Source organism: Erythrobacter sp. (assembly GCF_011765465.1).
Lineage (GTDB): Bacteria > Pseudomonadota > Alphaproteobacteria > Sphingomonadales > Sphingomonadaceae > Erythrobacter.
In genome coordinates, this window is record NZ_CP050265.1 from 915,810 (window position 1) to 942,278 (window position 26,469).

Genomic DNA, 26,469 nt, shown 5'->3' on the forward strand with positions numbered 1-26,469 from the left:
GAAGTGCGATTTCCTTTTCAATACGGCGACTTCCAAGTGGCCTTGACCCTGGGGGGAGGTGGCCGATGGGCGATGCGCCGTTCATACCTATGGGAGACGGGACCCAAGGCAGCGAGGCTGCCGGGGCCGCCGCCCGACATTCTTCCGCGCGCCCTTGGCAAACGCGTCCCGGATTGTCCAGCGCCGGTGAGGCTGCAAAGACGGGCGGCTTCGGGGGGCTCGGATCCGCTGCGCTCGCCCGGGCGGAACGCTTTCTCGCCGAGGCCGGGTTCGACCGGGCGCCTTGGCTTGCGGTTGCTTTCGGTAGCGGGATACTGGCCTGGTTCGGCCTGCCTGGGCCATGGCACTGGAGCGCGGCGATCGGCAGCGGCTTCCTCCTCGCCCTTGCCGCGCTCGCCATCTGGCCGACGGGTTCCGCCATCGCCGAAGAGCGCGGGCACCTGCGTCGCGCGTCGGTCGCGCTTGGTCTTGTCTTCGCAGCCGGTATCGTGGTGATCTGGGTGCGCTCGGAAATCGTCGGTGCCGAACCGATCGAGCGGCCGATGATCGAGCGGGTGCAGGGCTACGTCCTCGAACGACAGGACCAGCCCGCCGAGGACCGCGCGCGGCTCACTCTTGCGGTCCGCGATGCCGCTTCCGGCGAGAGCCGCAAGATCCGCATCAACGTGCCGCTCGATGCGCTCGCGGCGGCACAGGTCACAGGCATGGTGGTGGAGGGAGCCGTGGTGCGGATGCGCGTGCGCCTCATGCCCCCTGCCAGCCCGATGCTGCCCGGAGCCTATGATTTCGCGCGCACCGCCTGGTTCCGCGGGCTCGCGGCGACCGGGAGCCTGATCGGCGAACTCGAACTCGTCGAGCCTGCGTCCGAAGGGCCGGGTATCGCGCGGGTCCAGCGCGCGCTTTCGAAACACGTCCGACAACGCGTCGACGGATCGGCGGGAACGATCGCCGCGGCTTTCGCGAGCGGCGACCGGGGGGCGATCGACCGGGCGGATGAAGAGGCGATGCGCGATGCGGGGCTCACGCACCTGCTCTCGATCAGCGGGCTTCACGTCAGCGCGGTGATCGCCGCCGCCTACCTCGCCGCGCTCAAGCTGTTCGCGCTGTTTCCCGCGATTGCGCTGCGTGTTCGCCTGCCCGTGATCGCCGCGGGATGTGGGGCGCTCGCCGGGATCGGCTATACCCTGCTCACCGGAGGCGAGGTTCCTACCGTGAGAAGTTGCGTCGCCGCGCTGCTTGTGTTGGTCGCGCTCGCCATGGGGCGCGACGCGCTTTCGCTCCGGATGGTCGCGGCGGCGGCTTTCGCGGTGATGCTGCTGTGGCCCGAAAGCGTCATCGGGCCGAGTTTCCAGATGAGCTTTTCCGCAGTGCTCGCGATTGTCGCCCTGTCCACCTCGGCGCCTGTGCGAGCTTTCCTCGCGGCGCGTGACGAACCCTGGTGGCAGCGTATGGGGCGGCGGGTCGCCATGCTGTTCTTGACCGGGCTGGTGATCGAAATCGCTCTGATGCCGATCGTGCTCTACCATTTCCATCGCGCCGGGCTCTATGGCGCGCTCGCCAACGTCGTCGCGATCCCGCTCGTCACCTTCATCTCGATGCCGCTCATCGCGCTCGGCCTGCTGCTCGATCTCGTCGGTATCGGGGCTCCGGTGTGGTGGCTGGTCGAGACCTCTCTCGATCTTTTGCTCGGTATTGCCCATGTCACCGCCGCCCAGCCCGGAGCGGTCAAGCTGATGCCTCAGATGGACGGGCTGACCATCGCGCTCTTCAGCGCAGGCGGATTATGGCTTGCCCTGTGGACCGGCAGGGCCCGCCTGCTGGGTTTCATACCCGCCGCGATCGCCACGCTGATGCTGATCGCGACGCCGATCCCCGACGTGCTCGTGGGAAGGGAAGGGCGGCACGTCGGCATCACCGTCGATAGCGCCGACGGGGCGCGGCGATTGCTCAGCCTGCGCGATACACGATCTTCCTATAGCCGCGACAACCTGCTCGAACTCGCCAGCGTGACCGCTGATCCGATCCCGCTCGCCGAATGGCCGGGCGCGCGCTGTTCGCGGGCCTTCTGCTTTCTCGAGATCGAGCGCGGCGGGCGTGAGTGGACCTTGCTCATGGCGCGAAATCGCGACCACATCGAGGAGCGCCGCCTCGCCGCCGCCTGCGCCGAGGCGGACATCGTCGTCGCCGACCGTTTCCTCCCGCGGTCATGCCGCCCGCGCTGGCTGAAGGCCGACCGCAAGCTGCTGGTGAAGAGCGGCGGCCTTTCGATCGATCTCGAATATGGCCGTATCACCAGCGTGGCCGAAAGCCAGGGCGAACATGGCTGGTGGCGCGGCGAACGCGAGTGAGTGGAGGGGCGCTCCTGCCTCACGCCACCGGGGCTTCCCCGGTCCTGCTGCCGGCGTAGGGCGAACGGGGATCACGACCTTTCGGAAAGCCTCGTCCCAGCCGGTGGCCGGGCAAGGCCCCCGGTGTCAGTGATAGCGTCGAAGCAGCCCCGCGAGCCGACCCTGCACCTGCACTTCTTCGGGCCGATAGACCTGCGGTTCGTAGGCGGCATTGGCCGGATCGAGACGAACGGACCCGCCGTCCTTGTGGAGATATTTGAGCGTCGCTTCCTCGCCGCGGACGAGCGCCACCACGATTTCCCCGTCGCGCGCCGTGTCGGTCCGCTTCACCAGGGCGAAGTCCCCGTCGAATATCCCCGCCTCGATCATCGAGTCCCCCGACACTTCCAGCGCATAATGTTCTCCGGGGCCGAGCAGGGCTGCGGGAACGGGGAGCGATTTCTGCCCTTCGAGCGCTTCGATCGGGGCGCCTGCCGCGATCCGGCCGTGGAGCGGAATTTCGATCACGTCATTGGCCGGTTCGGGCGCCTCGCGCATCTTGCGCGATACCGAAGCGACGGCGTCATTGGCCGCGTCGAGCCCGACCGCAGCACCGCGCGGGGGCGGCACCGAATCCTCGGGCTGGCGAATGACTTCAAGCGCACGCGCGCGATTGGGCAGGCGGCGGATGAAACCGCGCTCCTCGAGAGCGGAAATCAGGCGGTGGACGCCTGACTTGCTCTTTAGGTCGAGCGCGTCCTTCATCTCCTCGAAGCTCGGTGAAACGCCGGTCTCCTCCAGCCTTTGCTGGATGAAGCGGATCAGTTCGTGCTGCTTTGCAGTCAGCATTCGGTATCTCCCACGGATTGCATCCCAATGGCGCAATGATGCCGGGATGCCGGAACGGCACGCCCGCGAGAGGCACCGGGCAGAGGTGCATAGCGAGCGCTGGTCGCCACCGAAAAGGTGAACGAATGTGGAACGAATAGGCAACTGGCTTGCGCAAGTCAAGCGAGTTGGATTGCGTAACGAGCCGCTTTTCAGCCGTTTGCGATGAGATGGACGGCCACTTGATCGCCCTCCTTCACCGGCCCGGTATCGGGCTCCCGTTCGAGCAGACAGTTCGCCTCGGCCAGAGCGAAAAGGGCGCTCGAATCCTGCGAAGCCGCGCGGCGCACCAGCCGCCCGTCATGCACCGCCCGGAGGAATTCGCGCCGCTTGCCGGTAGGCGGAAGCTCTTCGCCCGCGTGCAGGATCACCGGGCGCGGGATCTGGTCGGCCGCTCCCATCGCCGCGCGCACCAGGGGGAGGACGAAAAGAAAAGCGGTGACGAAGCTCGAGACGGGATTGCCCGGTAGCCCGACGATGACCTGCCTTCCGGTTCCCGTATCGCGCGTCGCCACCATCAACGGCTTACCCGGCTTGATCGCGACCTTCCAGAAATCGATCCGCGCTCCCCAGTCCTTGAGCGCCTGCTGGATGAGGTCATGATCGCCGACCGAGGCGCCGCCCGTCGTTACGAGGATTTGGACATCCTCTGCGCGCCCCAGTGCTTTCGCAAGCGCGTCCGGATCGTCTCCGACCGGGCCGAGCTGGTCGACCGCGCCGACGAATGGCCGCAGCATCGCAGCGAGCATCAGGCCGTTGCTCGCTGGGATCTGGTGCCTTGAACATGGCCTGCCCGGGCTCACCAGCTCGTCGCCGCTGTCCAGCAAGGCCAGCCTCGGAGGCATGAAGGTGGGCAGGCAATCATGCCCTGCGGCCGCCGCCAGCGCGAGATTCGGCGCCGTCAGGGGCGCGCCCTTCGTGAGGATCGTGTCGCCCTCATGGAAATCGAAGCCGGCTCGCCGCACATGGCGACCGGGCTCGGGCAGCTGCGTTCCGGCAACCGTCCCGTTCCCCACTGTCGCGTTCTCCTGGATGAGGACACGATCGCTTCCGTGCGGCATATGCGCCCCGGTCGAGATCCGCACGCATTCGCCCGGCTTCAGCGCGCGATCGAAGGGCTTGCCGGCCCGGCTCTCTCCGACGAGGCGCCAGGGTCCGGGGCCTGGCGTCACGGCGTAGCCATCCATCGCTGAAAGGTCCGCCGCAGGCTGGGTTCGCAGCGCCGCGATGTCCTTTGCGAGGAAGCGTTTCCCAGAAATGGGAGACGTGATTGACTGGACTTGAGCATCCGTCCCGGGGGCGAGCGCGAGTAGTCGCTGCTGCGCTTGCCTCAAATCGAGCAGCCCGCTCACAGCCCAGGCGCCTTCCAGTCGCCGCTCTTGCCGCCGCGTTTTTCGAGCAGCCGGATCTCACCGATCACCATCGCCTTGTCGATGCTCTTGGCCATGTCGTAGATCGTCAGCAGCGCGGTGGAGACGGCGACCAGCGCCTCCATTTCGACCCCCGTCTTGCCGGTCAGCGAAGCCGTGGCGGTGGCCCTGATGCCGTTCTCTTCCAAGGCGAAGTCGATGCCGACCGCCTCGAGCCCGAGCGGGTGGCAAAGCGGGATCAGTTCGCCCGTCTTCTTGGCCGCCATGATCCCGGCAATGCGGGCGGCGGCCAGCACGTCGCCCTTGGGCGCGTCTCCTTCGCGGATCGCGGCAAGCGCGGCTTGCGACATCGTGATCCGTCCCGACGCCACGGCAACGCGCGCGCTTAGGTTCTTGCCCCCGACATCGACCATCCGTGCCGCGCCCTGTTCGTCGAGATGGGTGAGCCTTGCCATTGATCCTTTCCCCGTTTCGGCCTGTTTGATTGCCATGCTTGCCGGGTCGGGACCAGTCGCGCTTTTGGGGACGCTCTCAGTCGCCGAGCAATTCGCGCGTCGCGGCGGCGATGTCGTTGGCGCGCATCAGGCTTTCGCCGACGAGGAAGCACCGGACGCCCGCTTCCGCCAGACGCTCGCAATCGGCATGGGCGGCGATGCCGCTTTCGCCGACGATCAGCGCACCTTTAGGGACGAGCGGGGCAAGGCGTTCGGTCACCGCGAGCGAGGTTTCGAATGTCCGCAGGTCACGGTTGTTGACCCCGATGAGCCGGGATTTGAGGCGTGTGGCAGCGCGTTCGAGCTCTGCCTCGTCATGCACTTCCACCAGCACGTCCATTCCCTGATCGAGCGCGGCGGCTTCGATCTCGGCCATCTGCGTGTCTTCGAGAGCGGCGACGATCACCAGCACCGCGTCCGCACCGATCGCGCGCGCCTCGATACATTGCCAGGGATCGACCATGAAATCCTTGCGCAGCACCGGGAGCGAAGAGGCGCTGCGAGCGGCGACGAGGAAATCCTCGTGGCCCTGGAAGTAAGGCGCGTCGGTGAGGACCGAGAGGCAGGCCGCCCCGCCGGATTCGTAGTCGCGGGCGTGGTCGCCGGGGCGAAAATCCTCGCGGATCAGGCCCTTGGAAGGACTCGCCCGCTTGATCTCGGCGATAAGGCCGAAGCCGACTTCGCTCGCCTCGCGAAGCGCCGCCTCGAAGCCACGCGGGCTGGCGGCGCGCGTGGCGGCGGCCTCGAGCTCCGACAAGGCGATCGCGCCCTGGCGCGCGGCGACAATTTCGCGTTTGGCGGCGCAGATTTCCTCGAGCTTGTTCATCTGTCCCCGTGTGTTTCTCGCTGGCCTTAGCGGTTCGCATCGAGCGAAGTCGAGAAGTGTTTGCGCCTGCCGCTCGCTCAAACCGCCATCGCGATCCAACGCTCGAGCAGTCGGTGCGCCGCGCCCGAATCGATCGCTTCGGCGGCCATCGCGACCCGGTCGGTCCAATCCTCGCCCCGTTTCGCCACGCGCAGCGCTCCGGCTGCGTTGAAGAGGACCGCGTCGCGATAAGGTCCGGGAGCGCCCATAAGCAGCGCTTTGAGAGCGGCGGCATTGTGTTTGGCATCGTCGCCGCGGATCGCCTCGATCGGGGCGCGCGGCAGGCCCGCGTCCTCGGGCGCGGCGCGCTGCATTTCGAAGCTGTGCCCGGTGACGACCGCGACTTCATTGCCGCCCGCAAGGCTCAGTTCGTCCAGCCCCTCGTCGCCCGACACAATCAACGAACGGCCGGTGCCGAGCCTGGCCATGGCCCCCGCATAAATCGGGACATAGGCGGGCCGGGCGATGCCGATCAGCTGGCTTTCGACCCGCGCGGGATTGGATAGCGGCCCCATCAGGTTGAAGATCGTGCGCTTGCCGATTTTCTTGCGGATGGGCTGGATGCGTCCCATCGCCGGGTGGTGGTTCTTGGCGAAGAGGAAGCAGATGCCGATTTCGGCGAGCGTCTTTTCCGCCGTGCGCCCGGCTGCATCCATGTCGAGCCCCAAAGCCTCGAGCGTGTCCGCCGCGCCCGCCTTGGAGGAAGCCGCCCGGTTCCCGTGTTTCGCCACCGGCACGCCGCAGGCGGCAACGACAAGGCTCACTGCGGTCGAGACATTGAGCGTATGATGCCCGTCGCCGCCAGTGCCGCACACGTCGATCGCTTCGTCTGGCGCGTCGATGGGGATCAGACGTGCGTGCAGGGCGCGCGCAGCGCCGGCGATCTCGTCCGAGGTTTCCCCGCGGCGGGTGAGATCGATCAGGAAGCGTTCGATCTCCGCTTCGGAGGGGCTGCCATCGAGCAAGATGCCGAAGGCGCTTTCCGCCTCCGCTTCCGACAGCGGGGCGGCGACATCGGGCAGGACGCTCATGCGATCGCTCGCTCGGGCAGGGTCGCCTCGATCCCGCAGGTCCGTGCGAAATTGGCGAGCAGGGCGTGGCCGTGTTCGGTCGCGATGCTTTCAGGGTGAAACTGCACGCCGTGGATGGGCAGCTCTGCATGGCGGAAACCCATGACGGAAGGGTGGTCGCCGCCGGGCGTATCTGCATGGGCATTGGCGATGAGACAGTCCGGTGCGTCAACGACTTCAAGGCTGTGATAGCGCGTCGCGGTAAAGGGTGAGGGGAGCCCGGCGAAAACGCCCGTCCCGTCATGCGTCACCGGACTGGTCTTGCCGTGCATCAGCCCTCCGCGCACCACGCGCCCGCCGAAATGCTGTCCGATCGCCTGGTGGCCGAGGCATACGCCCAGAAGCGGCACGCCCGCATCCGCGCAGGCCGCGACGAGATCGAGGCTCACCCCGGCCTCGTTCGGCGTGCAGGGGCCGGGCGAGATGAGGAAGCCTTTCGCCCCGCTCGCCAGCGCCTGGGAAGCCGAGACCGCGTCATTGCGCTCCACCTTCACCTCCGCGCCCAGTTCCATGAGGTAATGGACGAGGTTGAAGGTGAAGCTGTCGTAATTGTCGATGACGAATATCATGGCCGGCTCACGCATTCCCTGCGAGCTTGTCGGTGGCGCGCACAAGCCCGTCGATGATGCCCGGTTCGCCCGAGGAATGGCCCGCGTCGTGGACGATCCAGAGCTCGGCTTCGGGCCAGGCTTTCTTCACCTCCCACGCGCTGGTCGGCGGGGTGCAAATGTCGTGACGGCCCTGAACGATGATGCCGGGTATGTGGCGGATCTTGTGCATATCGGCGAGAAGCTGGCCTTCCGCCAGGTAGAAATCCTCAAGGAAGAAGCGCGCACAGATGCGGGCGAAGGGCACGGCTTTCGACGGATCGGCGAATTCGTCGAGCAGCGCCTCGTTGGGAAGCAGGGTCGCGACCGTACCCTCCCACAGCGACCACTCGCGCGCGGCGGCGAAGCGGGTCTCCTCGTCCTCGCTGGTGAGCCGGTCGTAGTATGCCCTGACGAGATCGCCGCGCTCGGACTCGGGGATCAGCCCGGTGAAGCGGTCCCACTGTTCGGCCATGATCTCGCTCGCGCCGTAGCGGTAGAGCCAGTTCTTCTCCTTTTGCCGGGCGAGAAACACGCCGCGCAGCACGATCTCGCTGACCCGCTCCGGGTGCGTCTGGGCATAGGCAAGTGCGAGCGTCGCGCCCCAGCTTCCGCCGAACACCTGCCATTTTTCGTGCTCGCACATCTCGCGCAGGGCCTCGATGTCCGAAACGATGCGCCAGGTGTCGTTGTTATCGATTTTGGCGAAGGGCGTCGATTTGCCGCAACCGCGCTGGTCGAACAGCAGGACGTCGTAGCGGTCCGGATCCCACTGGCGCCGGTGCGAGGGACTCATCCCGCCGCCCGGACCTCCGTGGAGGAACACGGCAGGCTTGGCGCCGGGCGTGCCGACCCGTTCGTAATAGAGCGAATGGCCTTCACCGACATCGAGCATCCCGGTCTCGTAGGGCTCAATCTCGGGATAGAGCGTGCGTTCATAGGTGAGGGTCATTCGCTGTTCTCCACCACGATGATCGGGCCGGCGCGCCCATTGTCGAGCCGCCCGGTCGCCGGGTCCCACAGCGCGGATGTGGTCGAAGCGAGCAGCAGGGCATCCGAGATCCCGAGCTCGTCGCGATAGAGCCGAGCGATCTTGCCGAAGCTCACTTCATCGTCTGCGATAACGAAATGCGCGCGGCCCTGCGAATCCACGCCGACCGCATTTCGCACCGCGCGCGAGGCGCCGTCATCCTGGAACTCGGGATGCATCTCGCCGCCTACGACCAGCATCGGCCCCGATTGTGTGCCGAACTGCGGGCGATCGCGAACGGTCGAAAAGAACGCCTCGGTCGACAGCACGCGCCATCCGCCCGGCCCGCCGAAGAAGACGCCGTTGGGCTTCATGTAGAAATTGCCTTCGCCATCGCCGCGGTCGAGTTCGGACAGGCGTTCGCCGTCCTCGACGTAATAGCCGATCGCGCGCCGGTCGTCCCCGAATGCTCCTCCGTTCACGACGAAGGCGATGCGGCCCGCCTCGACCTGCTCTGCGAATGCGGCGAGCGAGCCGTAGGGCTGGCCGCCTTGCGGGGCGAGCGCGGTGCGGATCGTGTGAGCCCGCGGATCGGCGATGCAGTGAGTGAAGGCCGTTTCCTCGAATGTGAGAGCCGTGCAGGCCGATGCGACCTGCGGTTCCTCCCGTGTCTCCGGCTCCACCACCTCGGCCGTTTCCCCGGAAGCGCCGCCGCCAAGATCGGTGCGGACCACTGCTTCGCCCGCGGGCTGTTGTTCGCAGGCAGCCAGCGCAAGCGATGCCATTAGGCCAGAGGCAAAAGCGAAAGCGCGCTTCATTGGCCGTATCCCGGTTCCTGCCCGACCCGCACCGCCTCGCGCGCCGCGGCGAACAGCGCGCCCGCCTTGGCGCGGCATTCCGCAAGTTCGGCATCGGGGCTTGAATCCGCCACGATCCCCGCACCTGCCTGGACGTGCATGACCCCGTCCTTGACCACTGCGGTGCGCAGCACGATGCAGGAATCGACCGACCCGTCGGGTGAGAAATAGCCCACGCCCCCGGCATAGGCTCCGCGCGTTTCCGGTTCCAGCTCAGCGATGATCTCGCAGGCCCGGATCTTGGGCGCACCCGATACCGTGCCCGCCGGAAAGCCCGCGAACAGCGCATCGAGCGCGTCGTGCCCTTCGGCGAGTTCGCCGACCACGTTGCTGACGATGTGCATGACGTGGCTGTAACGCTCGATCGTGAAGCTGTCAGTGACCGTGACGCTGCCCCGCGCGGCAACCCTGCCGACATCGTTGCGCCCGAGGTCGAGCAGCATCAGGTGTTCGGCGCATTCCTTCGGATCGGCGAGCAGTTCGGCTTCGTTTGCAAGATCGGCTGCGCGGGTTTCGCCGCGCGGGCGGGTTCCGGCGATGGGCCGGATCGTGACCTCGCGCAGCCCGCTCGCATCGGAGCGCACGCGCACGAGGATCTCGGGACTCGAGCCGACCAGTGCGAAACCCGGAAGGTCAAGGAAATAGAGGAAGGGCGAGGGGTTTACTCGCCGCAGCGCGCGGTAGAGCGCGAGCGGGGGCAGTTCGAACTGGCAGGTAAAGCGCTGGGCGAGCACGACCTGGAAGATGTCGCCGGCAAGGATGTAATCCTTCGCCCGCGCGACCATCGCCTTGTAATCCTCGCCCGCCATGATGGGCAGCGGCTCGGGAACGGGGGTTTCGGCAGCGGCGCGCGGTTCGGTCGGGCGAGGGCGGGCCAGCGCGGAAAGCGCGGCGTCGATCCGCTCGCCCGCCTCGACTATCGCCTTATGCGCGTCCTCTGCTTCCCAGATCGGGGCGACGCAGAACATGGTGTCGGTCAAGCCATCGAAAACGCAGATCAGCGTGGGCCGGACGAACAGCATATCGGGCAGAGCAAGCTCGCTTTCGGGCGCACGGGGTAGCTTTTCGACCAATCCGATCGTTTCGTAGCCGAAATAGCCGACGAGGCAGGCGAGGGCAGGGGGCAGGGCCTCGGGCACGTCGATCCGGCAGCTTTCCGCCAGCGCACGCAGGCGGTCGAGCGGGTCGCCGTCCAGCGGATCGAAGGCATCGCGGTCCTGTTGCCAGTCACGATTGATCTCCGCACGGTCGGCGCACGCCCGGAAGACAAGGTCGGGGTCCAGCCCGAGCAGGCTGTAGCGCCCGCGCACTTCGCCGCCTTCGACCGATTCGAGCAGGAAATCACCGCGTCCCTCGACCATCAGCCGCCGCGCCGCACCGACGGGCGTGTCGCAGTCGGCCACGACCTTGCGCCACACCAGCGCCGGCGCGCCCGTGCGAAGCGCGCGCGTCGCCTCCTCGGCTCCCTCGGGCAGGCTCGTGCCGGTATCGGTTCGTGTCACGCGCGACCCCTCACGCCCGCTCAGCTTTCGCCGGCAAGCCGTCTGCGGATCGCCTCGATCGCGTCCTCGTTGCGTTCGACGCCGACCTCCTCGCGGATCGCCCGGGTCAGCTGGCGGCGGTATTCTTCGGCCAGGGTCGGCGCGAATTGCTGCCGGGTCTGGGCGATCACCGGGTCGTCGGCTTCGATGTCGCCGGTCTCGACTTCCTCGAGATCGACGAGATACCAGCCGATGTTCTCCGGCGCTTCGAGCAACTTGGTCGAACCTTCCGCCATCGAGAACAGCAGGACCAGGGGCGGAGCGATGTCGCGCCCGCGCTGGGCGAGCAGCTCGCGGCGCGACAGGGCGACGGGCTGGACCTGGAAGCGCGGTTCGTTTTCGGCTCTCAGCGCGTCCGCGAAATCGGTCCCTTCGCGGGTTTTCTCAAGCACCCGGCGGGCCGCCTCGCGCGCCTTGGCGCTTCCTTCGGCGCGGCGCCACGCGGCGGTCACCTCGTCCCTGATCTCGGCCAGCGGCGGCGCGGCCGAGGGCCTGATCTCGCTCACGTCGTAGACGATGAAGCGCTGGCCCGCGCCGAGCGCTGCAAGCTGGGGCTGGCTCTCGTCCATCTCGAAAGCGGTCTCCAGCACGGGACCCAATTCGCGCGGGACTTCGGCGCCGGGCTCGCCGTAGACCGTGCCGTTGGCGAGCAGGGCAGGGCTGGTGCGCACTTCGAGATCGAAGGCGTCGGCCACTTCGGCAAGCGAGGTGCCGTCATAGAGTTCGTCCTCGATCCGGGCCGACAGGTCGACCAGGGCCGCGGCGCGTTTTTCCTCTAGGATCTGCTGGGCGATTTCCTCGCTCGCTTCGGCGAGGCTGCGAGCGGGAACCTGTTCGACATCGTCGACCCGCGCGACATACCAGCCGAGTGTGCCGCGCGCTGGCTCGACGACCTCGCCTTCGGCGGTATCAAACACCGCTTCGGCAAAAGCGAAGCTGGTCGCATTCGCCATCGTCTCGCGGTCGCGCAGATCGCTTGATGATACCTGGAAGCCCGCCTGGCGCGCTGCCGCTTCGAGTGAAAGCCCGCCGCGAATACGTTCGACGAGCGATTTTGCCGCGTCCTCGGTCGGCACGACGAAGGAACTGACTGCTCGGCGTTCGCGCGCTTCATAGGCATCGCTGTTGGCCTCGTAGCGCTGGGCGATCTCCTCCTCGGTGGGCTCGATATCGGCAAGGATCGTCTCCGGTCCGAAGGTCGCAAAGCGGATGACGCGCTGTTCGGGCCGGCGGAACTGGCTCAGGTTTTCCTCGTAATAGGCTTCCAGCACGCCCGCCTCGGGATCGCCTTCGGGCGCGTAGAGTGCGCTCGGGATCAGCGCGATTGCGCCGCGGCGGCTTTCGAGCACGAGGGAGGCATATTGACGCGCGGCGCGCCCGGACAGCTGCGGCGCGGCAAGGGCGGGGCGTAGCAGCATCTGCTGGAGCAGGCCGTCCTTGAGGTCGCCGCGCAGCATCTCGTCGGTGACGCCCTGCGCGCGAAGGGCCTGCTGATAGACCTCCTCGTCGAATTCGCCCGCGACATTGCGGAACGCGGGGATCTGCAGGATCTCGCTGTTGACGAGATTGCGCCCCGCACGAAGCCCGAGTTCCTCGGCGTAATTCCCGATCGCGTATTGGTCGATCAACTGGCGCAGCACTTCCTCGAGCAGGCCCTGCTCGACGAATTCGGGCATCCCGATGGTCGGGTCCTGCTCGCGCACCTGCGCGAGCGCGGAATTGGCGGTGCTTTCGAGTTCGCTCGCCGGCACGCGTTCATCGCCCACCACCGCGATCCGGTCGCCGCTGGCCACGCCGCCGAAAGTCGAGCCGGTGATGTCGGCTGCGGCAAAGGCGAGCGCGACGATGACAAGGAAGGCGATGAAGATCGCCATGCCGATTTTCGACTGGAAGAAGCGGCGGATCGAGGAAATCATGAGTCTGACGGTCCCGGTAGGAGGGACGCGGCCGCCCGGTGGCGGCGCGTCCGGATGGGCTCCGGCCTTTATCGGGCCTGCGACCTCGCGGCAACAGGTGAGCGAGGCTTTTGACTAGCGCTGCATTGTCGGCTAGCGGGCTTCCCCCCGCGCGCTTAAACCGCCGGGGAAGACTTCACGCATAATTCGATTTCGAACCTCGCAGGATGAACGCATGCCCCAGCGGCCCTATATTGTCGGTAACTGGAAGATGCACGGGACCCGCGCCATGCTTTCCGAAGCGCGCGCGATCGACCGCGCCGCCCAACGCCACATGAAAGTCGAAGTGGCGCTTGCGCCACCCTACACCCTGATCCATCCGGTCCACCGCGAGGCCGAGCAGATCGGTGTCGGCGCGCAGGACTGCCACCACGCGGACGGCGGCGCGCATACCGGCGACATTTCCGCAGCGATGGTTGCCGATGCGGGGGCCAAGTTCGTGATCCTCGGCCATTCCGAACGCCGCCAGAACCATGGTGAGATCGATGCCGTGGTCCGCGCCAAGGCCGAGGCTGCCTTGTCCGCAGGACTGCGCATCATCCTGTGCTGCGGCGAAAGCGACCAGACGCGCGAAGCGGGCAAGGCGGTCGCCTTCGTCAAGAAACAGCTCAAGGCTTCGCTTCCGGTCGAGCACGAGGCGCTTGCCAATGGGGCTGGCAGTGTTTCCGAGCGCCTGACCATTGCTTATGAACCGATCTGGGCGATCGGGACGGGCAACACCGCTACGATCGAGGACATCGGCGAAATGCACGCCGAGATCCGCGCACTGCTGATTGAACTGTTCGGCCAGGAGCAGGGATCCGAAGTGCGCATCCTTTACGGCGGCTCGGTCAAGCCCGACAATGCCGCTGAGATCCTCTCCACCCCCGAAGTCGGTGGCGCGCTGGTCGGTGGAGCGAGCCTCACTGCCGACAGCTTCATGGGTATCGCGCTCGCTGCGGCCGAGGCAGACGAGGGCTGACCTGCCGTATTGACGGGCCTGCACGCTTGCCGGAGCAGCTCGCTATCCCTAAATGCGCTCCGACATCGCCCGCGCACGCCGATGCCGGGAAAACCTGATACTCGAATCGAGAACCGTTCATGTCGCTTTTTTTCTTTCTCACCGTCGTCCAGGCTATCGTCTCCGCCGCTCTTGTCGGCGTCGTGCTCATGCAGCGCAGCGAAGGCGGCGGTCTCGGGATCGGGGGCAGTCCTGGCGGGGCCCTGGGTGCGCGCGGCGCGGCCGATTTCCTGACCCGGGCTACCAAGTGGCTGGCGATCGTCTTCGTCGCTCTGTCGATCGCGCTTGCCGCGGTTGCGGTGGAAACGCAGAGCGTCAGCGAAATCAGCACGACGCTGGAGCGCGGCGCGCCGGCAAGCCGCACGGACGATCTTCTCGGCACGGGCGAGGCTCCGGCGCAGGATGCGCCGCTCGCAGAGCCGGCCACGCAGGACGGCGCGGCGGCTCCGGTCGACGACGACGCACCGCTCGCCGAATAGGCTTGCGCCAGCGAGCGCGCTCGGTCGCCCCTGCGCGGCCGCCAAGACTCAACCTGTGGATGGTCCCGCACGACCCGGGCCAATTCGCTTGCTCCGAATCACACCCGACGACTAAGGCCACAATCCCATGGCGCGGTTCATTTTCATCACCGGCGGCGTGGTCTCATCGCTTGGCAAGGGTCTCATGGCGGCAAGTCTCGCCGCGCTCCTGCAGGCGCGCGGCTACAAGGTCCGCATCCGAAAGTTCGACCCCTATCTCAACGTCGATCCGGGCACGATGAGCCCTTACCAGCACGGCGAGGTCTACGTCACCGACGACGGGGCCGAGACCGATCTCGACCTTGGGCATTACGAACGCTTCACCGGCGTTTCCGCGCGCCAGAGCGACAATATCACCAGCGGGCGGGTCTACCGCGACATTATCGCGCGCGAGCGTCGCGGGGACTATCTCGGCGCGACGGTGCAGGTGATCCCGCACGTCACCGACGCGATCAAGGAATTCGCGCTCGCCGATCAGGACGATCACGATTTCATCCTGTGCGAGATCGGCGGGACCGTGGGCGATATCGAATCGCTGCCCTTCATGGAGGCGATCCGCCAGCTTCGGAACGAGCTGGAGCCGCTACAGACGCTTTCGGTGCACGTGACGCTGGTTCCCTACATCGCGGCGGCAGGTGAGTTGAAGACCAAGCCGACCCAGCATTCCGTGCGCGAGCTCGCTTCGCTGGGGATCAAGCCCGACGTTCTGCTGTGCCGCGCCGAGCATCCCATCCCCGATGCCGAGCGCCAGAAAATCGCCAATTTCTGCAACGTTCGCCGAGAAGCGGTCATCCCCGCGCTCGATGCGCCGTCGATCTATTCGGTTCCGCTGCAATATCACGAGGAAGGGCTCGATGCCGAAGTGCTTCGCGGTTTCGGTATTGCCGATGCGCCGGCGCCCGATCTGTCGGCCTGGAATGACGTCACCGACCGTTACTTCAACCCCGAAGGCGAAGTCACGATCGGCGTGGTCGGCAAGTATGTCGGCCTGCCCGATGCCTACAAGAGCCTCAACGAAGCGCTTGTCCACGGTGGGCTCGCCAACCGGGTGAGGGTCAACATCCGCTGGATCGACGCTGAAATCTTCGAAGGCGAGGACGAAGGGGAGATCGTCAGCCGCCTAGAGCCGATGCACGGTATCCTCGTCCCCGGAGGATTCGGCGAGCGCGGAAGCGAAGGCAAGATCGCCTCCGTCCGCTTCGCGCGCGAGCGCAAGGTGCCCTTTTTCGGCATCTGTCTCGGTATGCAGATGGCCTGCATCGAAGGCGCGCGCGCCGCTGGCTTTCCCGAGGCATCCTCGACCGAATTCGGCGAGACGAAGGAGCCGGTCGTCGGCATCATTACCGAATGGATGAGCGAAGAGGGCCTTCAGCAGCGTGAGGAGGGCGGCGATCTCGGAGGGACCATGCGGCTCGGTGCCTACGAGGCGAAGCTGTCGGCGAACAGTCACACCTCCGCCATGTACGGCGGTGCGACGACGATCTCCGAACGTCATCGCCACCGCTACGAGGTGAACAGCGCGTATATCGGGCCGCTGGAAAAGCAGGGGCTGGTTTTCGCCGGAATGTCGCCCGACGGGCTCCTGCCCGAAATCGTCGAGCGGCCCGATCATCCCTGGTTCGTCGGCGTCCAGTTCCACCCGGAACTCAAGTCGAAGCCGTTCGACCCGCACCCTCTGTTCGCCGGCTTCATCGCCGCCGCGCTCGAGCAGTCGCGACTCGTGTGACCTGTAAGCCGATTGCGGCTTACGCGATCGGGTTCCTGTCTTCATATCCTCGCTCGCAACCGATGTCCTGGCACCGTTTTCAAGGCATATCGTGCCTTGGTGGGCCATGTGTGCATCAGGATGTGTCGCGTTTATACAAACTGTTTAAATTAAACTTGCAAAACCCCCGAATTCCGCACTAGTTCGTCTGCAGACCTACAGGTTTCCATAAGGGGCGAAGCCCAGTGGTTTCGCGCTTCACGGGGGCAGGGCCGGTCGCCTTGCCCGGAAAATTATGCGGCGGGGGGCGCTGCGCGCCATGACGGACCCCGACGCGACGGGCTCGAGCCGGGCCTGTCCGTCTTCTGCGACCCGGACGGACAGAGCCCGGCCGAGGCGGCTTACGGTCGCGGGGGCGGATCGGTCACGATCCGCCCCCAACTCATTTCCATTCAGGTGCTCAGGCCGCGGCCCGGACGCCGTCGCGCATCAGGCGGCGTCGGCGTCCGTGGCTTCGCCCTTGTCATCCCGCGCGTCGGGAACAGCGGTGAGAGTGGTGCCGTTCACCGGGATCTTCTTGGGCTTCATCGCCTCGGGCACTTCGCGCACGAGGTCGATGGTCAGGAGCCCGTCGGCAAGGTCGGCGCCGCGCACGCGGACATAGTCGGCAAGTTCGAAACGCCGCTCGAAACCGCGATTGGCGATCCCGACGTGGATCAGTTCGGCGCCGTCATCCTCGTCCTCGCGCTTGCGCCCCTGTACGACGAGCAGATTCTGCTGCGCGGTGATATCGATATCCTGCGGGCGGAAACCGGCAACCGCAAGCGTGATGCGGTATTCGTCCTCGCCGTGCTTGGCGATGTTGAAAGGGGGATAATTGTCGCCGGAATTCTGGCGGGCCTGCTGTTCGAGCAGGTCGAAGAGCCGATCGAAGCCCACGGTGCTGCGACGATAGGGAGTGAAATCGAGACGTGACATAGTGGCAAATCCTCTTCGTTGAGCAATTTGACGTTCGCGGGCCTGCGCCTTGCAGCACCCGCACCTTTGCGCCGCTTGCGGTCTCCCGAGACTGGCGAAACCGGACGGCGATCCCTAGTTAGGGCAGGCGACATTCCTTTCAAGAGGGCTTGCGCGCGTTGCAAGTGGAACGCCTGCCTGTCCCTCACGACACCAGCGAAAAGGCCAGCATGACCACTCCCACGATCGACATTTACACCAAGTTCGCCTGCCCCTTTTGCGTGCGAGCCAAGCAACTGCTCGATTCGAAAGGTGCAGCCTATACCGAGCACGACATCACGATGGGTGGGCCGAAGCGCGAAGAGATGAACGCGCGCGCCCCGCTTGCGCGCACGGTTCCGCAGATCTTCATCGGAAACACCCATGTCGGCGGCTGCGACGACCTGTTCGCGCTCGAGCGGGCGGGCAAGCTCGATCCGCTGCTGGCGGGAGAGGCCGGCGCGTGACGCGCATTGCGCTGTTCCAGATGCAATCGGGCATCGACCCGGAGGCGAATTTCGCGGCCATCGTCGATGCTGCGAGCAAGGCTGCAGGGGAGGGGGCTCGGATTCTTTTCACCCCCGAGATGTCCCTGTTGCTCGACCGCGACCGAAAGCGAGCAGCACGCACGATCGGTGCGTCCGGCTATACCGATTATCCCGCCCGCCTCGCCGACCTCGCACAGGAGGCCGGGATCGACATTGCGCTTGGCTCAATGCCGCTCGCGCACCCCTCGGGCAAATGGCTGAACCGGGCGCTTTACCTGTCATGCGGCGGAGGCGAGCCTGCATTCTACGACAAGCTGCACCTGTTCGACGTCGAGCTTTCGACCGGTGAAAGCTGGCGCGAGAGCAATGCTTTCGAGCCGGGCACGCATATCGCCTGTGTCGAGCACACACCGGTCGGGCGGCTCGGCCTGACGATCTGCTACGATATCCGCTTTCCCGCGCTGTTCGAGGAACTGGGGCGGCTGCGTTGCGACTGCATCGCCATTCCTGCAGCCTTCACAGTGCCCACCGGCAAGGCGCACTGGCACGTCCTGCAGCGTGCCCGCGCGATCGAGTCGAGCGCTTTCGTCGTCGCCGCGGCCCAGGTCGGAGAACACGCCGACGGGCGCATCACATATGGTCACAGCCTCGTGGTCGATCCCTGGGGTGAAGTTCTGCTCGACATGGGGGGCGAGGGTCCGGGGCTGGGCTATTGCGAGATCGACCTTGCCCGGATCGATGAGGTGCGCAGGCAGGTGCCCTCTCTTGCCAACCGCCGCGAAATCCCCAAATTGCGTCCGTCATGATCGTATACGACCTTCATTGCGAGGCCGGCCACCGTTTCGAGGGCTGGTTCGGTTCTTCTTCCGATTTCGACGCCCAGCGCAATCGCGGCCTCGTTACCTGTCCCGAATGCGGTTCGGGCACGGTCGCCAAGGCACCGATGGCTCCCGCTGTCGCACCCAAGGGCAACAGCGCGGCGCTGGAGACCGCCCCCGCACCGATGCGTGCTGGGGACGCGCAATCGGTCGCGAACCGCGAAATGCCGGCCGAGGTTCAAAAGGCGCTCAAGGCGCTCGCCGATGCGCAAAAGAAGGCGCTCGAGAAGAGCACCTGGGTCGGCGAGAATTTCGCCGAGGAGTCGCGCGCGATGTATTACGGCGAGCGCGACGAGGCCCCGATCCACGGCAGCGCTAGCATCGAGGAAGCGAAGGCGCTGATCAAGGAAGGCGTGCCGGTCGCCCCGCTGCCGTTTCCCGTGGCGCCGCCCGAAGAACTTAACTGACCCGCGGTTTCGCTGCGGGGATTGCCGGGCGTGCCCGCAATGCTATGGGGACGATCGCGGTGTCCCCGTAGCTCAGTCGGATAGAGCGTCGGATTCCTAATCCGAAGGCCACAGGTTCGAATCCTGTCGGGGACACCAGCCTGTTGTGGGACGTCACAAAAGCTTGGACAAAATCCAAGAGGTTTGGACAAGCGTTGCGCTGCCCGATAGAGTTCAGCAGTCAGATGTCATTGCATAATTCGAGTTGACAGCTCTGCGCCCCATTTCGGTCATTCGAGTTCGCCTCCGAGGCACCTACAAGCGGTCACTCGACTCGAAGGCCAATCTACCTAGCGTAGTCTCATTTGGATGAGGTCGTCACATATGTTGGCGCATTGGTGGCACTCGGGCTGCCTCCAACCGTGATGACCTGACCGGGCACTGCCGCCCTAAACATGCCCTGAAATTCCGATGCGAGCTCTCTTTCAAAATGCTGTGCCTCTCGCTCCAGAGCGGTGAGAAACTTTGCTCGCAGTGCATGACCAATCTTCTCAGCAGGATTGATCGTCCGCTTTGCCGTGACGTGTGCGATCTGAGTGTTGAGCTTGTCGCGCTCAGACCTTGTGAGTTCCGATAGGTGCGCGGCTGCGTAGTTACCGCCCGTGAAGTCTTTTGCATGCTTGCCCTGTTTGTTGTCGAAGAATTCGAGCAACTGACGCGCATGGATGCAAAAAGCCTCGATCAATGCGTTCCGCAGGACATAATCTTCAGGCTGACTGACGTGACCCCCTGATTTTCCTCCACGAGCGATTAGAGTCTGGCCTGAAGGAAGGACAGACGATGAAGCGGAAGAGGTTCTCAGAGGAGCAGATCATTGGGGTGCTGAAGGAAGCGGAGGCGGGCGCGAAGACCGCCGATCTGGCCCGGCGGCACGGGGTGTCTGAAGCGACGATCTACAACTGGAAGGCCAAGTATGGCGGGCTGGAGGTGTCCGAGGCCCGGCGGCTGCGGGAGCTCGAGAGCGAGAACGCGAAGCTCAAGCGGCTGCTGGCCGATGCGATGCTGGACAACGTGGCGTTGAAGGATCTGCTCTCAAAAAAGTGGTGACGCCCGCCGCGAAGCGAGAAGCTGCCGCACATCTCCAGGCATGTCATGGGATGAGCGAGCGGCGGGCGTGCCGTGTCATCGATGCCGATCGCAAGAGCGTGCGCTATCGTTCCATCCGGGATGATGACGGCGCGCTGCGTGAGAAGCTGCGTGAGCTGGCCAACCAGCGGCGCCGGTTCGGCTATCGCCGTTTGCATATCCTGCTGCGCCGGGAGGGCGTGATGATCAACCGCAAGAAGACCCAGCGGCTGTATCGGGAGGAAGGGCTTGCAGTGAGGCGACGACGCAGCCGCAAGCGCGCTGTCGGCACCAGAGCGCCAGCTCCGGTGCTGGCACTGCCGAACCAGCGCTGGAGCCTGGACTTTGTCCATGACCAGATCGCTTCTGGCAGACGGTTCCGGGTGCTCAATGTGGTCGATGACATGACCAGGGAGTGCCTGGCGGCGGTGCCGGATACCTCGATCTCGGGGCACCGCGTCGTGCGCGAGCTGACCCAGCTAATCGCCCAGCGCGGCAAGCCGGGCATGATCGTTAGCGACAATGGCACCGAACTCACCAGCAATGCCGTGCTCGCATGGTGCGGCGAGATCGGGGTGGAGTGGCATTACATCGCTCCGGGCAAGCCGATGCAGAACGGCTACGTCGAGAGCTTTAACGGCCGCATGCGCGACGAACTGCTGAACGAGACCCTGTTCCTCAGCATGGCCCACGCACGGGTCGAGATCGCTGCTTGGGTCGAGGATTACAACCGGGAGAGGCCACACTCGTCCCTTGGCTACGCAACCCCGGCGGCGTTCGCCGCCGAACTGGATAAGCAATGGCCTGCTTCGCTACGCCCTACGGGCTCCGCTACGCAGCCCATTGCTTCAACCGCGCTGATGCGCAAAACAACCGCCCGGCTCTAATCCCAGCTGGGGGAAAGCTGGGGGTCACGTCAGGGTGTAGTCAGCCGCTCCAGATTTGTGTCGAGAGCGGCTCTCAGAGCAAACTCAGGTGCTATCACATAGAACCCTAACTCTTCGATCTCCTCCACACGGCGACCGCTAGCGGCAAGAACATGCGCCATGCACGCTACGTTTCGCGCAGCTTGATCGTAGTCAGTAGCGTTCTTCACGCCCGCAGACAGATTGCTGGACATCTTCGCTTCCACCACCACGAACTGCTTACAGCTGCGGCGCAGCTGCAAACCTGCTCTCGTGCCCGGCCTGAAATCAAAGTCGCCGATGACGGCATCGGCATGAGTTTCTTTTTCGGCAAGAGTGTCACCGCGAAAACGCGCAAGGAAGGGGGAGGGGAGAAGAACTTCCGATGACCATGATGAACCATCTCTGACGCCCATGGTGAGCTCGCGATCGGGATGCTCGGACAGGGCATCGAGCAGCAGCCTTAGCATCCAGCCCTCATTGAAGATTTCGGTCGCTGGAAATGTAGCGGCCTTACCTTCGACGACACCTTGAATCAGATGGAGGAGGCGATTTGGGATGGTCATGCGTTCAAGGGCTCGTCGCAAAAGGCTATGTCTTTGCGCGAAGCTCGGCTCCAAGCTCGGTCACCCGCTCGGCAAAGGTCTCCTCCAGCTGCAGAAAGGCCGCCTTCAGCCACTCAATCATCTCTGGCCAGTTATCCTTGCTGTAGCCTTGAAACGATTTCCTACACTGGATCGTGGTTTTAATCTTGTCTGGCTTTCGAAGCCATTCGAGCTCGATCGAACCCACCTGGTCGAGACGAGCACGGTCTTCCGCAAGCCGTGCGTAGACCCACTTGTTCTCATCCTTTGAAGGACGCTCGAAATTTAGCTCTGCGCGTACTTCTTGACGCAGGAAAACGAGAGCGAACGTACATCCACCAACGCCGGTGCTCGCAGAAATCCAGTGATCATGGGAAGGGGAGATGTTCTGCCAGCGAGTGACGCCACTTTGCTGAAAAGTCGCGAGCAGTTCGGTCCAGAACGCATGCCGCATCTCGTGGCTCCACTTTTGAGCCCCTTTTGCCGATTTCTCCTCGCTGTCCTTCTGGGACATCTTGATCATGTAGTCGGTCGCTTCAGGCGGCGGGATGATCTGCTGCATGTCCAAAAGCAGCTGGCCTTCGAATTCGAAGGGGGAAACTCGGATGCATCTCACGTCGATCTGATGTTCGCGTAGCCAAAGCGCTGTTGAAGTCACTTCGCGGCGGAAATTGGCTGCGATGAAGAGAATGCGTTGCGCGTGGCCTTCGTTGAGCACGACTTGTTCGAGAGACTCGCACTCGAGGAAATTGCAAAGCTCTTCCTCTGCACGCGCTTCGCCATCTCCGAGATAACGCGCGAATATGGCAATGATATCTGCGCGGGTCAGGCTCGAGCAGTAGGCTGCGTACTTCATCGCCTGCCACACAACATCGCGGCCAGAATCGTCTAGCTTGTTCTCGATGACCATCAGTTGCCCTGACTTGTCGATCGCCAGGAGGTCCAGGCGCTCTCGGGTGCCGTCGAAGCCGTCGAATTCCTTTTGGATGATGAGTATATCCTCGCCGAGCACCTGGCCCAGTGCCTCTGGAGCTTTCGCGATCCACTCCTGCAGGTGATCTCTTTCGCGAAGGCCGGCAGCCGCGAAGCTTATCGGCTTCAGCGCCTGAAGCGCATTCGCTTTCTGATCGACCCTAAACACGCCAGAAATTCCCCTTCCTTCGCTACCGGTGCTGCCATCATCGTCCTGTAGGAGACTATATCGAGAAGCGATCAAGCTAGGGTTAAAGCCGGTGAGCGATTGAAAGCGAGCGCACACTCGAAGGCATAGGTCACGTTTCCGACCTTCTTGTCTCAGAATGGGATGCCTAAACGTTTGTTCTGGCATAATATGTCGATCAGTAATACACGGCCTCCGCGACCCCAAGACCCTTCCTTCAATTCGGGTCTTGTTCTGAAGGCCTCGCTCTCAGAGCGAGGCCTTCTTTGTTGCGACACCCGAACGGGTTTCGTCGGCCACTGGGCCTTATGCTGCATGACCGCACTAGGTTTTGAGATCGCCAACTGCCGTCACGGCCCTATCCGTATTCACAGCACGTCCTCAGCGAGTTTCATCCAAAGTTGAGGGGGGACGGGGAGGCGGCTTCGCCGACATGCCATTGCAACCAGAGGCCAGTGCTCGAGGCGGATGGCCGAAAGCGCGTTCCACGCTGTATTTTCGGCACATTCGAGCCGCAGTGTTTTAAGCAGTTTGCTCCCGTCGGCTCCAATCTCGAGATCCTGAAACGCTGATCCGGTCCTCTGATTGCCCTGCCACAATTTGTCGTCACATCCGGCATTTGGCACCCAGGTCTGTGCGTTGCAGCGCGTTAAATGCTTTTCCTGGAACTCGGCGAGCTCGCCAAGCAACTGCGTGTCGCCGAGTATCCAGGCGCACAGGCCATAGACAGGAAGCAGGGTGGATGCTGCCGTAGCGTCCTTCAGCTCTTCGTCAGTCAAAGCTTTGTCGTCTCGCAAAAGCGCTTCGTAATTGGGATCGATCGAGGGCAGCCGCGGTCCGTGGCCAGGCATCGAAACTGCAATCATGAGCGCCTGCGCTGCCTCGCGGTTCCAGTAGGCAGCCCGCTCGCGCGTTTCCTCAAAACAGCAAAGGAGGAGAAGGGCCAACCCGAGCTCGCTGGAATGCCTGTCCAGCATGGGAGCTTTCAGCGTCGGATTGCTCGCGGGCATTTCGGCGAGAGCAGTGGCAATTCGCTCAGCCCTTGGTGCCGTCCTGCACACCATAATTGGGAATTGGGGACCGGTTGGTGAGAGCCAAAGGTGAATGAGGCCACCCAGCGCGATCTTCCCGACGAGGTCGAACATCGCGAGATTGATGTCGACCGGTTCGACCGAGCCCACCGAGAAACTCAGCGCGTGCAAGGTGTCAGCGTGGGGCAGCACTTTCTCACTGATGAATGCGTTCCAGATATCGAGATACTGGGTGAACACCGCGTAGTAGACGTGGCTTGCCTCGAGCTTGCGTGTGCGGTCGTGTTCGATGATCGGATAGAGTAGGGGCCAGGCGCGCAGGGCCAGCTGTTCGCTCGCGTCGTACGGCACATGAAGATTGCCGGCATCACGCCCCCAACTGAAGACGATCCAGTTGGCGATGAGCATGATACGAACACGCTCCACAGGAGCGAGGTCATCGTCAGCGAACACTCCGTCGATCAGGCACGCGTATTGCCGCAAGGCCATTTCAGGTTCCTCGACCAGAGCGGCCGTCTTGCGCAGCAGGGCGCGGCGTTCGAACGAGAAAATCTCTTCCCGCAGCGCGCCCTCAAGGACACGCTTGGTCAGCGAATCTCCGGTCCAGAGCCGGTATTCGAAGCGCGGACTCTCCTTCTCTTTCTCTTCCATATAGCCATTGACCAGCGGCAGCACCTTTTCAGGGACGATGCCGCCAACAACCGCTATGATCACGACCGGCAGTTTCTTGTGTTCTGGCGCAACGCTGCGGATATAGGCGTCGCGTATTTCATCGAGCGAGGGGCGCAAGGCCTGGTCGGAATCGCCGTTCCATTCCGTCCGCGAGAGATCGCCGCGCTTCACTGACAGGAGGAAAAGCTTGCGCTGGCCGTCCTCATCCTTGCCCACGGCGGAGATATCGGCGCCATATTGTCGCACGCCGATCGTGGGCCGCGACAGAACCTCCAGACCCATACCGGTGAGGATTTCGGGCAGGATAGCGTCGAGCTCGTCGCGCTCCTTCATGGTTCGGAAGTGTTCGAGGATGACCGGGTCGATCATGCCGGCAGTCCGTTCATCAGCAGCCGTCGGCGATACCAGTAGCCGAATGGATCGATGGCATCGAGGCGAGGAAGGGCGTGCGAGTGTTCGATCGCCTGCATCGGCTGCTCGGCACGATGGCTTTCGCCGTCGCCTGTGAAGACTCGGTAGATGGCGCTGTCGCCATTGAGGACCACGCGCGTCTCCATGAGACTTGCAAGCAATGAACCTTCGTTCGCCTTGCGTGAAACGGCGCGCGAGTCAGCGTCTTTCTTGAGAGCGCGCAGAAACCGTTGCCGCTCTGGCGGGAAGAGCTCTTCGATGTAGCCAACGGCCCTGATCGCCTCCACATAACCTTCGAGTGCGGCAATCAACGCGTCGATCCTCGCGGCCATATCGCCAATTTCATGCTCTCGGCGCTTTCGAAGATAATCGCCCGCATCCTCCCAGTAACTGATGAGCACCGGATCCATGATCAGCCCGGCAACCTCGTCGGCGACTTCTGCAGGCCCGGATCGCAGCAGGCTGAGCAATATCGAAGTGGCGGTTACTGGCGTGATCGCGAATAGTCCGGCAACGCGCCGAGCGATCCTGATGGCGGGCTCCGGTTCGAGCGCATGCGGCGCGAAATTGAGTACCGGTTCGAGGGGTTTACCGAATGTCTTGAGGGCGATCTGATAAACGGCCTGCGCGCCCTCGAAGCTGTCGCTTGCAAGCAGCCTGGCAAGGATAGCATCGCGACGCTCGGCCGCGATCTGGAGCACCGCGCCCGCGCTGGCGTCGAGCGTGTCAAAGGTTGCTTCGGTTTCAAGGATGAGACTGACCAGCAGATGGGCGAAAGCTGCATGCGAGCTATCGATCCCGATCCAGCGCCGTATTGCGTCATCCAGGAATTTCATGGTCGCAGCGTCAAGCCGCTCGGCCTGCAACAAGACGCCCGCGATGGTCTCGACCAATGCCGCATCTGGGGCGCTATCGGCGACGACAAGCTGCCGTGCGCAGGAGCGAAGGAAGGCTTCGGGCTGCCCCGGGTCGACAAGCGTGAGGATGCTTGCAGCGGTATGGGGTGCGGTGCGGAATGCGAGACCAAGCGCCGCCTCGAACAACTTTGTTCTCGCCTCGCCCCCCATGCTTTCGCAGCGCAGTCGAATGGCCTTGAGGATCTGTTTGGCGGCGCCTTTTCCGATCGGCTTTTGCCCGGCAAGCACTTCGGCGGCGGCAATCGCAATCGGCTTCGGCCCGGACTCAATGAATGCGAGGCCTCGCTCTCGAAAATGTCTGCGCTGGACGGTGAGGCCGGCCCGCAGGGCGGGGGCCAGAAGTTCAGGGGGCGCCGCGTCTGCAACCAGCGCATCGATGCAGGCACCAGGGCGATCAGCTGCTTTGCAAGCCCAGCTTTCGAACCCGCGCAGGATTGTCCATCGGTCACCGGCGGGACGGGTGCCAAGTGCTTCGCGCATGAGCTGCAGCATTGAGCTGGTTTCCAGCTCGAGATTGGCCAGTACTTCGGCGTAAAAGCTCTCGAGGATCCAGTCGAACGGACCCTCGCGGACTGTTACGAGTGGCAGCAGTAGCGCGTGTTCGGGGCCATCAATGTCATTGGATATTTTGCCAGCAAGCTTGGCCCAATCAGATTCGCCGAGCGCATGGCGTGCCTCGCGAATGCATCGCGGCAGCTCGGCCTGTTCTGCCGCAGCTATCCTGCTGGCGTAATGGTCCATGTTTTCAGGGGGATCGGCATCGGGCATCT

24 protein-coding genes and 1 tRNA gene are annotated in these 26,469 nt (G+C 64.2%); 9 read left to right on the plus strand and 16 right to left on the minus strand.

Features of this window, described 5'->3' with window-relative positions; translation table 11 throughout:
• Nucleotides 1-173: 173 nt before the first annotated feature.
• Nucleotides 174-2,348 carry a ComEC/Rec2 family competence protein gene (locus tag G9473_RS04435; RefSeq protein ID WP_367159532.1) on the plus strand — a complete coding sequence of 725 codons (2,175 nt, stop codon included), beginning with the start codon at nucleotides 174-176 and terminating at the stop codon, nucleotides 2,346-2,348.
• A gap of 126 nt (nucleotides 2,349-2,474) precedes the next feature.
• Here the strand turns inward: G9473_RS04435 and lexA are convergent, their stop codons facing one another.
• The 10 genes from lexA to G9473_RS04485 form a co-directional block, all read right to left on the minus strand.
• Nucleotides 2,475-3,176, minus strand: a complete 702-nt coding sequence (gene lexA, locus G9473_RS04440) for a transcriptional repressor LexA (protein ID WP_291136383.1) — start codon at nucleotides 3,174-3,176, stop codon at nucleotides 2,475-2,477.
• 191 nt (nucleotides 3,177-3,367) lie between these two features.
• Entirely contained in the window at nucleotides 3,368-4,567 is a 1,200-nt protein-coding gene (locus G9473_RS04445; RefSeq protein WP_291136385.1) for a molybdopterin molybdotransferase MoeA, read from the minus strand.
• Complete coding sequence (gene moaC, locus G9473_RS04450; protein ID WP_291136387.1) at nucleotides 4,564-5,040, minus strand: cyclic pyranopterin monophosphate synthase MoaC; 477 nt, start codon at nucleotides 5,038-5,040, stop codon at nucleotides 4,564-4,566. Before moaC ends, G9473_RS04445 begins: the two co-directional genes overlap by 4 nt.
• Before the next feature lie 76 nt (nucleotides 5,041-5,116).
• Nucleotides 5,117-5,905 (minus strand): indole-3-glycerol phosphate synthase TrpC, encoded by a 789-nt coding sequence (trpC, locus tag G9473_RS04455; RefSeq protein WP_291136389.1) that lies wholly within the window; start codon nucleotides 5,903-5,905, stop codon nucleotides 5,117-5,119.
• Between the two features lie 77 nt (nucleotides 5,906-5,982).
• Nucleotides 5,983-6,975, minus strand: coding sequence for an anthranilate phosphoribosyltransferase (gene trpD / locus G9473_RS04460; RefSeq protein WP_291136391.1), 993 nt, complete (start codon nucleotides 6,973-6,975; stop codon nucleotides 5,983-5,985).
• Nucleotides 6,972-7,583: an aminodeoxychorismate/anthranilate synthase component II gene (locus G9473_RS04465; RefSeq protein ID WP_291138225.1), complete on the minus strand. Its 612-nt coding sequence runs from the start codon at nucleotides 7,581-7,583 to the stop codon at nucleotides 6,972-6,974. The genes trpD and G9473_RS04465 overlap by 4 nt, the downstream gene beginning before the upstream one ends.
• A gap of 7 nt (nucleotides 7,584-7,590) precedes the next feature.
• Nucleotides 7,591-8,553 carry a prolyl aminopeptidase gene (gene pip / locus G9473_RS04470; protein WP_291136393.1) on the minus strand — a complete coding sequence of 321 codons (963 nt, stop codon included), beginning with the start codon at nucleotides 8,551-8,553 and terminating at the stop codon, nucleotides 7,591-7,593.
• Entirely contained in the window at nucleotides 8,550-9,356 is an 807-nt protein-coding gene (locus G9473_RS04475) for a phosphodiester glycosidase family protein (protein ID WP_291136395.1), read from the minus strand. Before G9473_RS04475 ends, pip begins: the two co-directional genes overlap by 4 nt.
• Before the next feature lie 29 nt (nucleotides 9,357-9,385).
• A complete protein-coding gene (trpE, locus tag G9473_RS04480; RefSeq protein ID WP_291138227.1) occupies nucleotides 9,386-10,903 on the minus strand; it encodes an anthranilate synthase component I in 1,518 nt (505 codons plus the stop codon).
• Between the two features lie 47 nt (nucleotides 10,904-10,950).
• Nucleotides 10,951-12,885 carry a peptidylprolyl isomerase gene (locus G9473_RS04485; protein ID WP_291136397.1) on the minus strand — a complete coding sequence of 645 codons (1,935 nt, stop codon included), beginning with the start codon at nucleotides 12,883-12,885 and terminating at the stop codon, nucleotides 10,951-10,953.
• A 214-nt stretch (nucleotides 12,886-13,099) separates the two neighbouring features.
• On the opposite strand from G9473_RS04485, the gene tpiA reads away from it, so the two are divergent.
• From tpiA to G9473_RS04500, 3 genes are all read left to right on the plus strand, one after another.
• Nucleotides 13,100-13,885: a triose-phosphate isomerase gene (tpiA, locus tag G9473_RS04490; RefSeq protein WP_291136399.1), complete on the plus strand. Its 786-nt coding sequence runs from the start codon at nucleotides 13,100-13,102 to the stop codon at nucleotides 13,883-13,885.
• A 119-nt stretch (nucleotides 13,886-14,004) separates the two neighbouring features.
• Entirely contained in the window at nucleotides 14,005-14,403 is a 399-nt protein-coding gene (gene secG, locus G9473_RS04495) for a preprotein translocase subunit SecG (RefSeq protein ID WP_291136402.1), read from the plus strand.
• A 127-nt stretch (nucleotides 14,404-14,530) separates the two neighbouring features.
• On the plus strand, nucleotides 14,531-16,168 hold the full coding sequence (locus G9473_RS04500; RefSeq protein WP_291136404.1) for a CTP synthase: 1,638 nt from the start codon (nucleotides 14,531-14,533) through the stop codon (nucleotides 16,166-16,168).
• A gap of 468 nt (nucleotides 16,169-16,636) precedes the next feature.
• Here G9473_RS04500 and G9473_RS04505 read toward each other — a convergent pair whose 3' ends face one another.
• Entirely contained in the window at nucleotides 16,637-17,125 is a 489-nt protein-coding gene (locus G9473_RS04505) for an Hsp20 family protein (protein ID WP_291136406.1), read from the minus strand.
• Nucleotides 17,126-17,334: 209 nt separating this feature from the next.
• On the opposite strand from G9473_RS04505, the gene grxC reads away from it, so the two are divergent.
• The 4 genes from grxC to G9473_RS04525 all read left to right on the plus strand — a co-directional run bounded on the left by grxC (nucleotide 17,335) and on the right by G9473_RS04525 (nucleotide 19,054).
• On the plus strand, nucleotides 17,335-17,610 hold the full coding sequence (gene grxC, locus G9473_RS04510; protein ID WP_291136408.1) for a glutaredoxin 3: 276 nt from the start codon (nucleotides 17,335-17,337) through the stop codon (nucleotides 17,608-17,610).
• Nucleotides 17,607-18,437 carry a carbon-nitrogen hydrolase family protein gene (locus G9473_RS04515; RefSeq protein ID WP_291136410.1) on the plus strand — a complete coding sequence of 277 codons (831 nt, stop codon included), beginning with the start codon at nucleotides 17,607-17,609 and terminating at the stop codon, nucleotides 18,435-18,437. The genes grxC and G9473_RS04515 overlap by 4 nt, the downstream gene beginning before the upstream one ends.
• On the plus strand, nucleotides 18,434-18,916 hold the full coding sequence (locus G9473_RS04520) for a DUF1178 family protein (RefSeq protein WP_291136412.1): 483 nt from the start codon (nucleotides 18,434-18,436) through the stop codon (nucleotides 18,914-18,916). The genes G9473_RS04515 and G9473_RS04520 overlap by 4 nt, the downstream gene beginning before the upstream one ends.
• Nucleotides 18,917-18,977: 61 nt before the next feature.
• Nucleotides 18,978-19,054: transfer RNA gene (locus G9473_RS04525), tRNA-Arg, on the plus strand.
• A gap of 202 nt (nucleotides 19,055-19,256) precedes the next feature.
• On the opposite strand, the gene G9473_RS04530 is transcribed toward G9473_RS04525, so the two are convergent.
• Nucleotides 19,257-19,640 (minus strand): hypothetical protein, encoded by a 384-nt coding sequence (locus G9473_RS04530; RefSeq protein WP_291136414.1) that lies wholly within the window; start codon nucleotides 19,638-19,640, stop codon nucleotides 19,257-19,259.
• Between the two features lie 95 nt (nucleotides 19,641-19,735).
• On the opposite strand from G9473_RS04530, the gene G9473_RS04535 reads away from it, so the two are divergent.
• Nucleotides 19,736-20,907, plus strand: a protein-coding gene (locus G9473_RS04535) for an IS3 family transposase (protein WP_291135939.1) whose coding sequence is annotated in 2 segments (ribosomal slippage) — nucleotides 19,736-19,988 and nucleotides 19,988-20,907 — 1,173 coding nt in all. Because the reading frame shifts where the segments join, the coding sequence is not laid out codon by codon here.
• A 29-nt stretch (nucleotides 20,908-20,936) separates the two neighbouring features.
• Here the strand turns inward: G9473_RS04535 and G9473_RS04540 are convergent.
• From G9473_RS04540 to G9473_RS04555, 4 genes are all read right to left on the minus strand, one after another.
• A complete protein-coding gene (locus G9473_RS04540; protein WP_291136416.1) occupies nucleotides 20,937-21,491 on the minus strand; it encodes a hypothetical protein in 555 nt (184 codons plus the stop codon).
• Between the two features lie 25 nt (nucleotides 21,492-21,516).
• On the minus strand, nucleotides 21,517-22,650 hold the full coding sequence (locus G9473_RS04545) for a DUF4268 domain-containing protein (protein WP_291136418.1): 1,134 nt from the start codon (nucleotides 22,648-22,650) through the stop codon (nucleotides 21,517-21,519).
• A gap of 386 nt (nucleotides 22,651-23,036) precedes the next feature.
• Nucleotides 23,037-24,740 (minus strand): hypothetical protein, encoded by a 1,704-nt coding sequence (locus tag G9473_RS04550; RefSeq protein WP_291136420.1) that lies wholly within the window; start codon nucleotides 24,738-24,740, stop codon nucleotides 23,037-23,039.
• On the minus strand, nucleotides 24,737-26,467 hold the full coding sequence (locus G9473_RS04555) for a hypothetical protein (RefSeq protein WP_291136422.1): 1,731 nt from the start codon (nucleotides 26,465-26,467) through the stop codon (nucleotides 24,737-24,739). The genes G9473_RS04550 and G9473_RS04555 overlap by 4 nt, the downstream gene beginning before the upstream one ends.
• Between the last annotated feature and the right edge of the window lie 2 nt (nucleotides 26,468-26,469).

Excerpts from the sequence above, each read along its gene's own strand:
- G9473_RS04550 (WP_291136420.1), bottom strand. The coding sequence starts at position 24,740 with ATGATCGACCCGGTCATCCTCGAACACTTCCGAACCATGAAGGAGCGC.
- trpD (WP_291136391.1), bottom strand. The coding sequence starts at position 6,975 with ATGAGCGTCCTGCCCGATGTCGCCGCCCCGCTGTCGGAAGCGGAGGCG.
- G9473_RS04540 (WP_291136416.1), bottom strand. The coding sequence starts at position 21,491 with ATGACCATCCCAAATCGCCTCCTCCATCTGATTCAAGGTGTCGTCGAA.
- G9473_RS04485 (WP_291136397.1), bottom strand. The coding sequence starts at position 12,885 with ATGATTTCCTCGATCCGCCGCTTCTTCCAGTCGAAAATCGGCATGGCG.
- G9473_RS04465 (WP_291138225.1), bottom strand. The coding sequence starts at position 7,583 with ATGATATTCGTCATCGACAATTACGACAGCTTCACCTTCAACCTCGTC.
- lexA (WP_291136383.1), bottom strand. The coding sequence starts at position 3,176 with ATGCTGACTGCAAAGCAGCACGAACTGATCCGCTTCATCCAGCAAAGG.
- G9473_RS04500 (WP_291136404.1), top strand. The coding sequence starts at position 14,531 with ATGGCGCGGTTCATTTTCATCACCGGCGGCGTGGTCTCATCGCTTGGC.
- G9473_RS04505 (WP_291136406.1), bottom strand. The coding sequence starts at position 17,125 with ATGTCACGTCTCGATTTCACTCCCTATCGTCGCAGCACCGTGGGCTTC.
- moaC (WP_291136387.1), bottom strand. The coding sequence starts at position 5,040 with ATGGCAAGGCTCACCCATCTCGACGAACAGGGCGCGGCACGGATGGTC.
- G9473_RS04475 (WP_291136395.1), bottom strand. The coding sequence starts at position 9,356 with ATGGCATCGCTTGCGCTGGCTGCCTGCGAACAACAGCCCGCGGGCGAA.
- trpC (WP_291136389.1), bottom strand. The coding sequence starts at position 5,905 with ATGAACAAGCTCGAGGAAATCTGCGCCGCCAAACGCGAAATTGTCGCC.
- pip (WP_291136393.1), bottom strand. The coding sequence starts at position 8,553 with ATGACCCTCACCTATGAACGCACGCTCTATCCCGAGATTGAGCCCTAC.
- grxC (WP_291136408.1), top strand. The coding sequence starts at position 17,335 with ATGACCACTCCCACGATCGACATTTACACCAAGTTCGCCTGCCCCTTT.
- G9473_RS04555 (WP_291136422.1), bottom strand. The coding sequence starts at position 26,467 with ATGCCCGATGCCGATCCCCCTGAAAACATGGACCATTACGCCAGCAGG.
- G9473_RS04520 (WP_291136412.1), top strand. The coding sequence starts at position 18,434 with ATGATCGTATACGACCTTCATTGCGAGGCCGGCCACCGTTTCGAGGGC.
- secG (WP_291136402.1), top strand. The coding sequence starts at position 14,005 with ATGTCGCTTTTTTTCTTTCTCACCGTCGTCCAGGCTATCGTCTCCGCC.
- tpiA (WP_291136399.1), top strand. The coding sequence starts at position 13,100 with ATGCCCCAGCGGCCCTATATTGTCGGTAACTGGAAGATGCACGGGACC.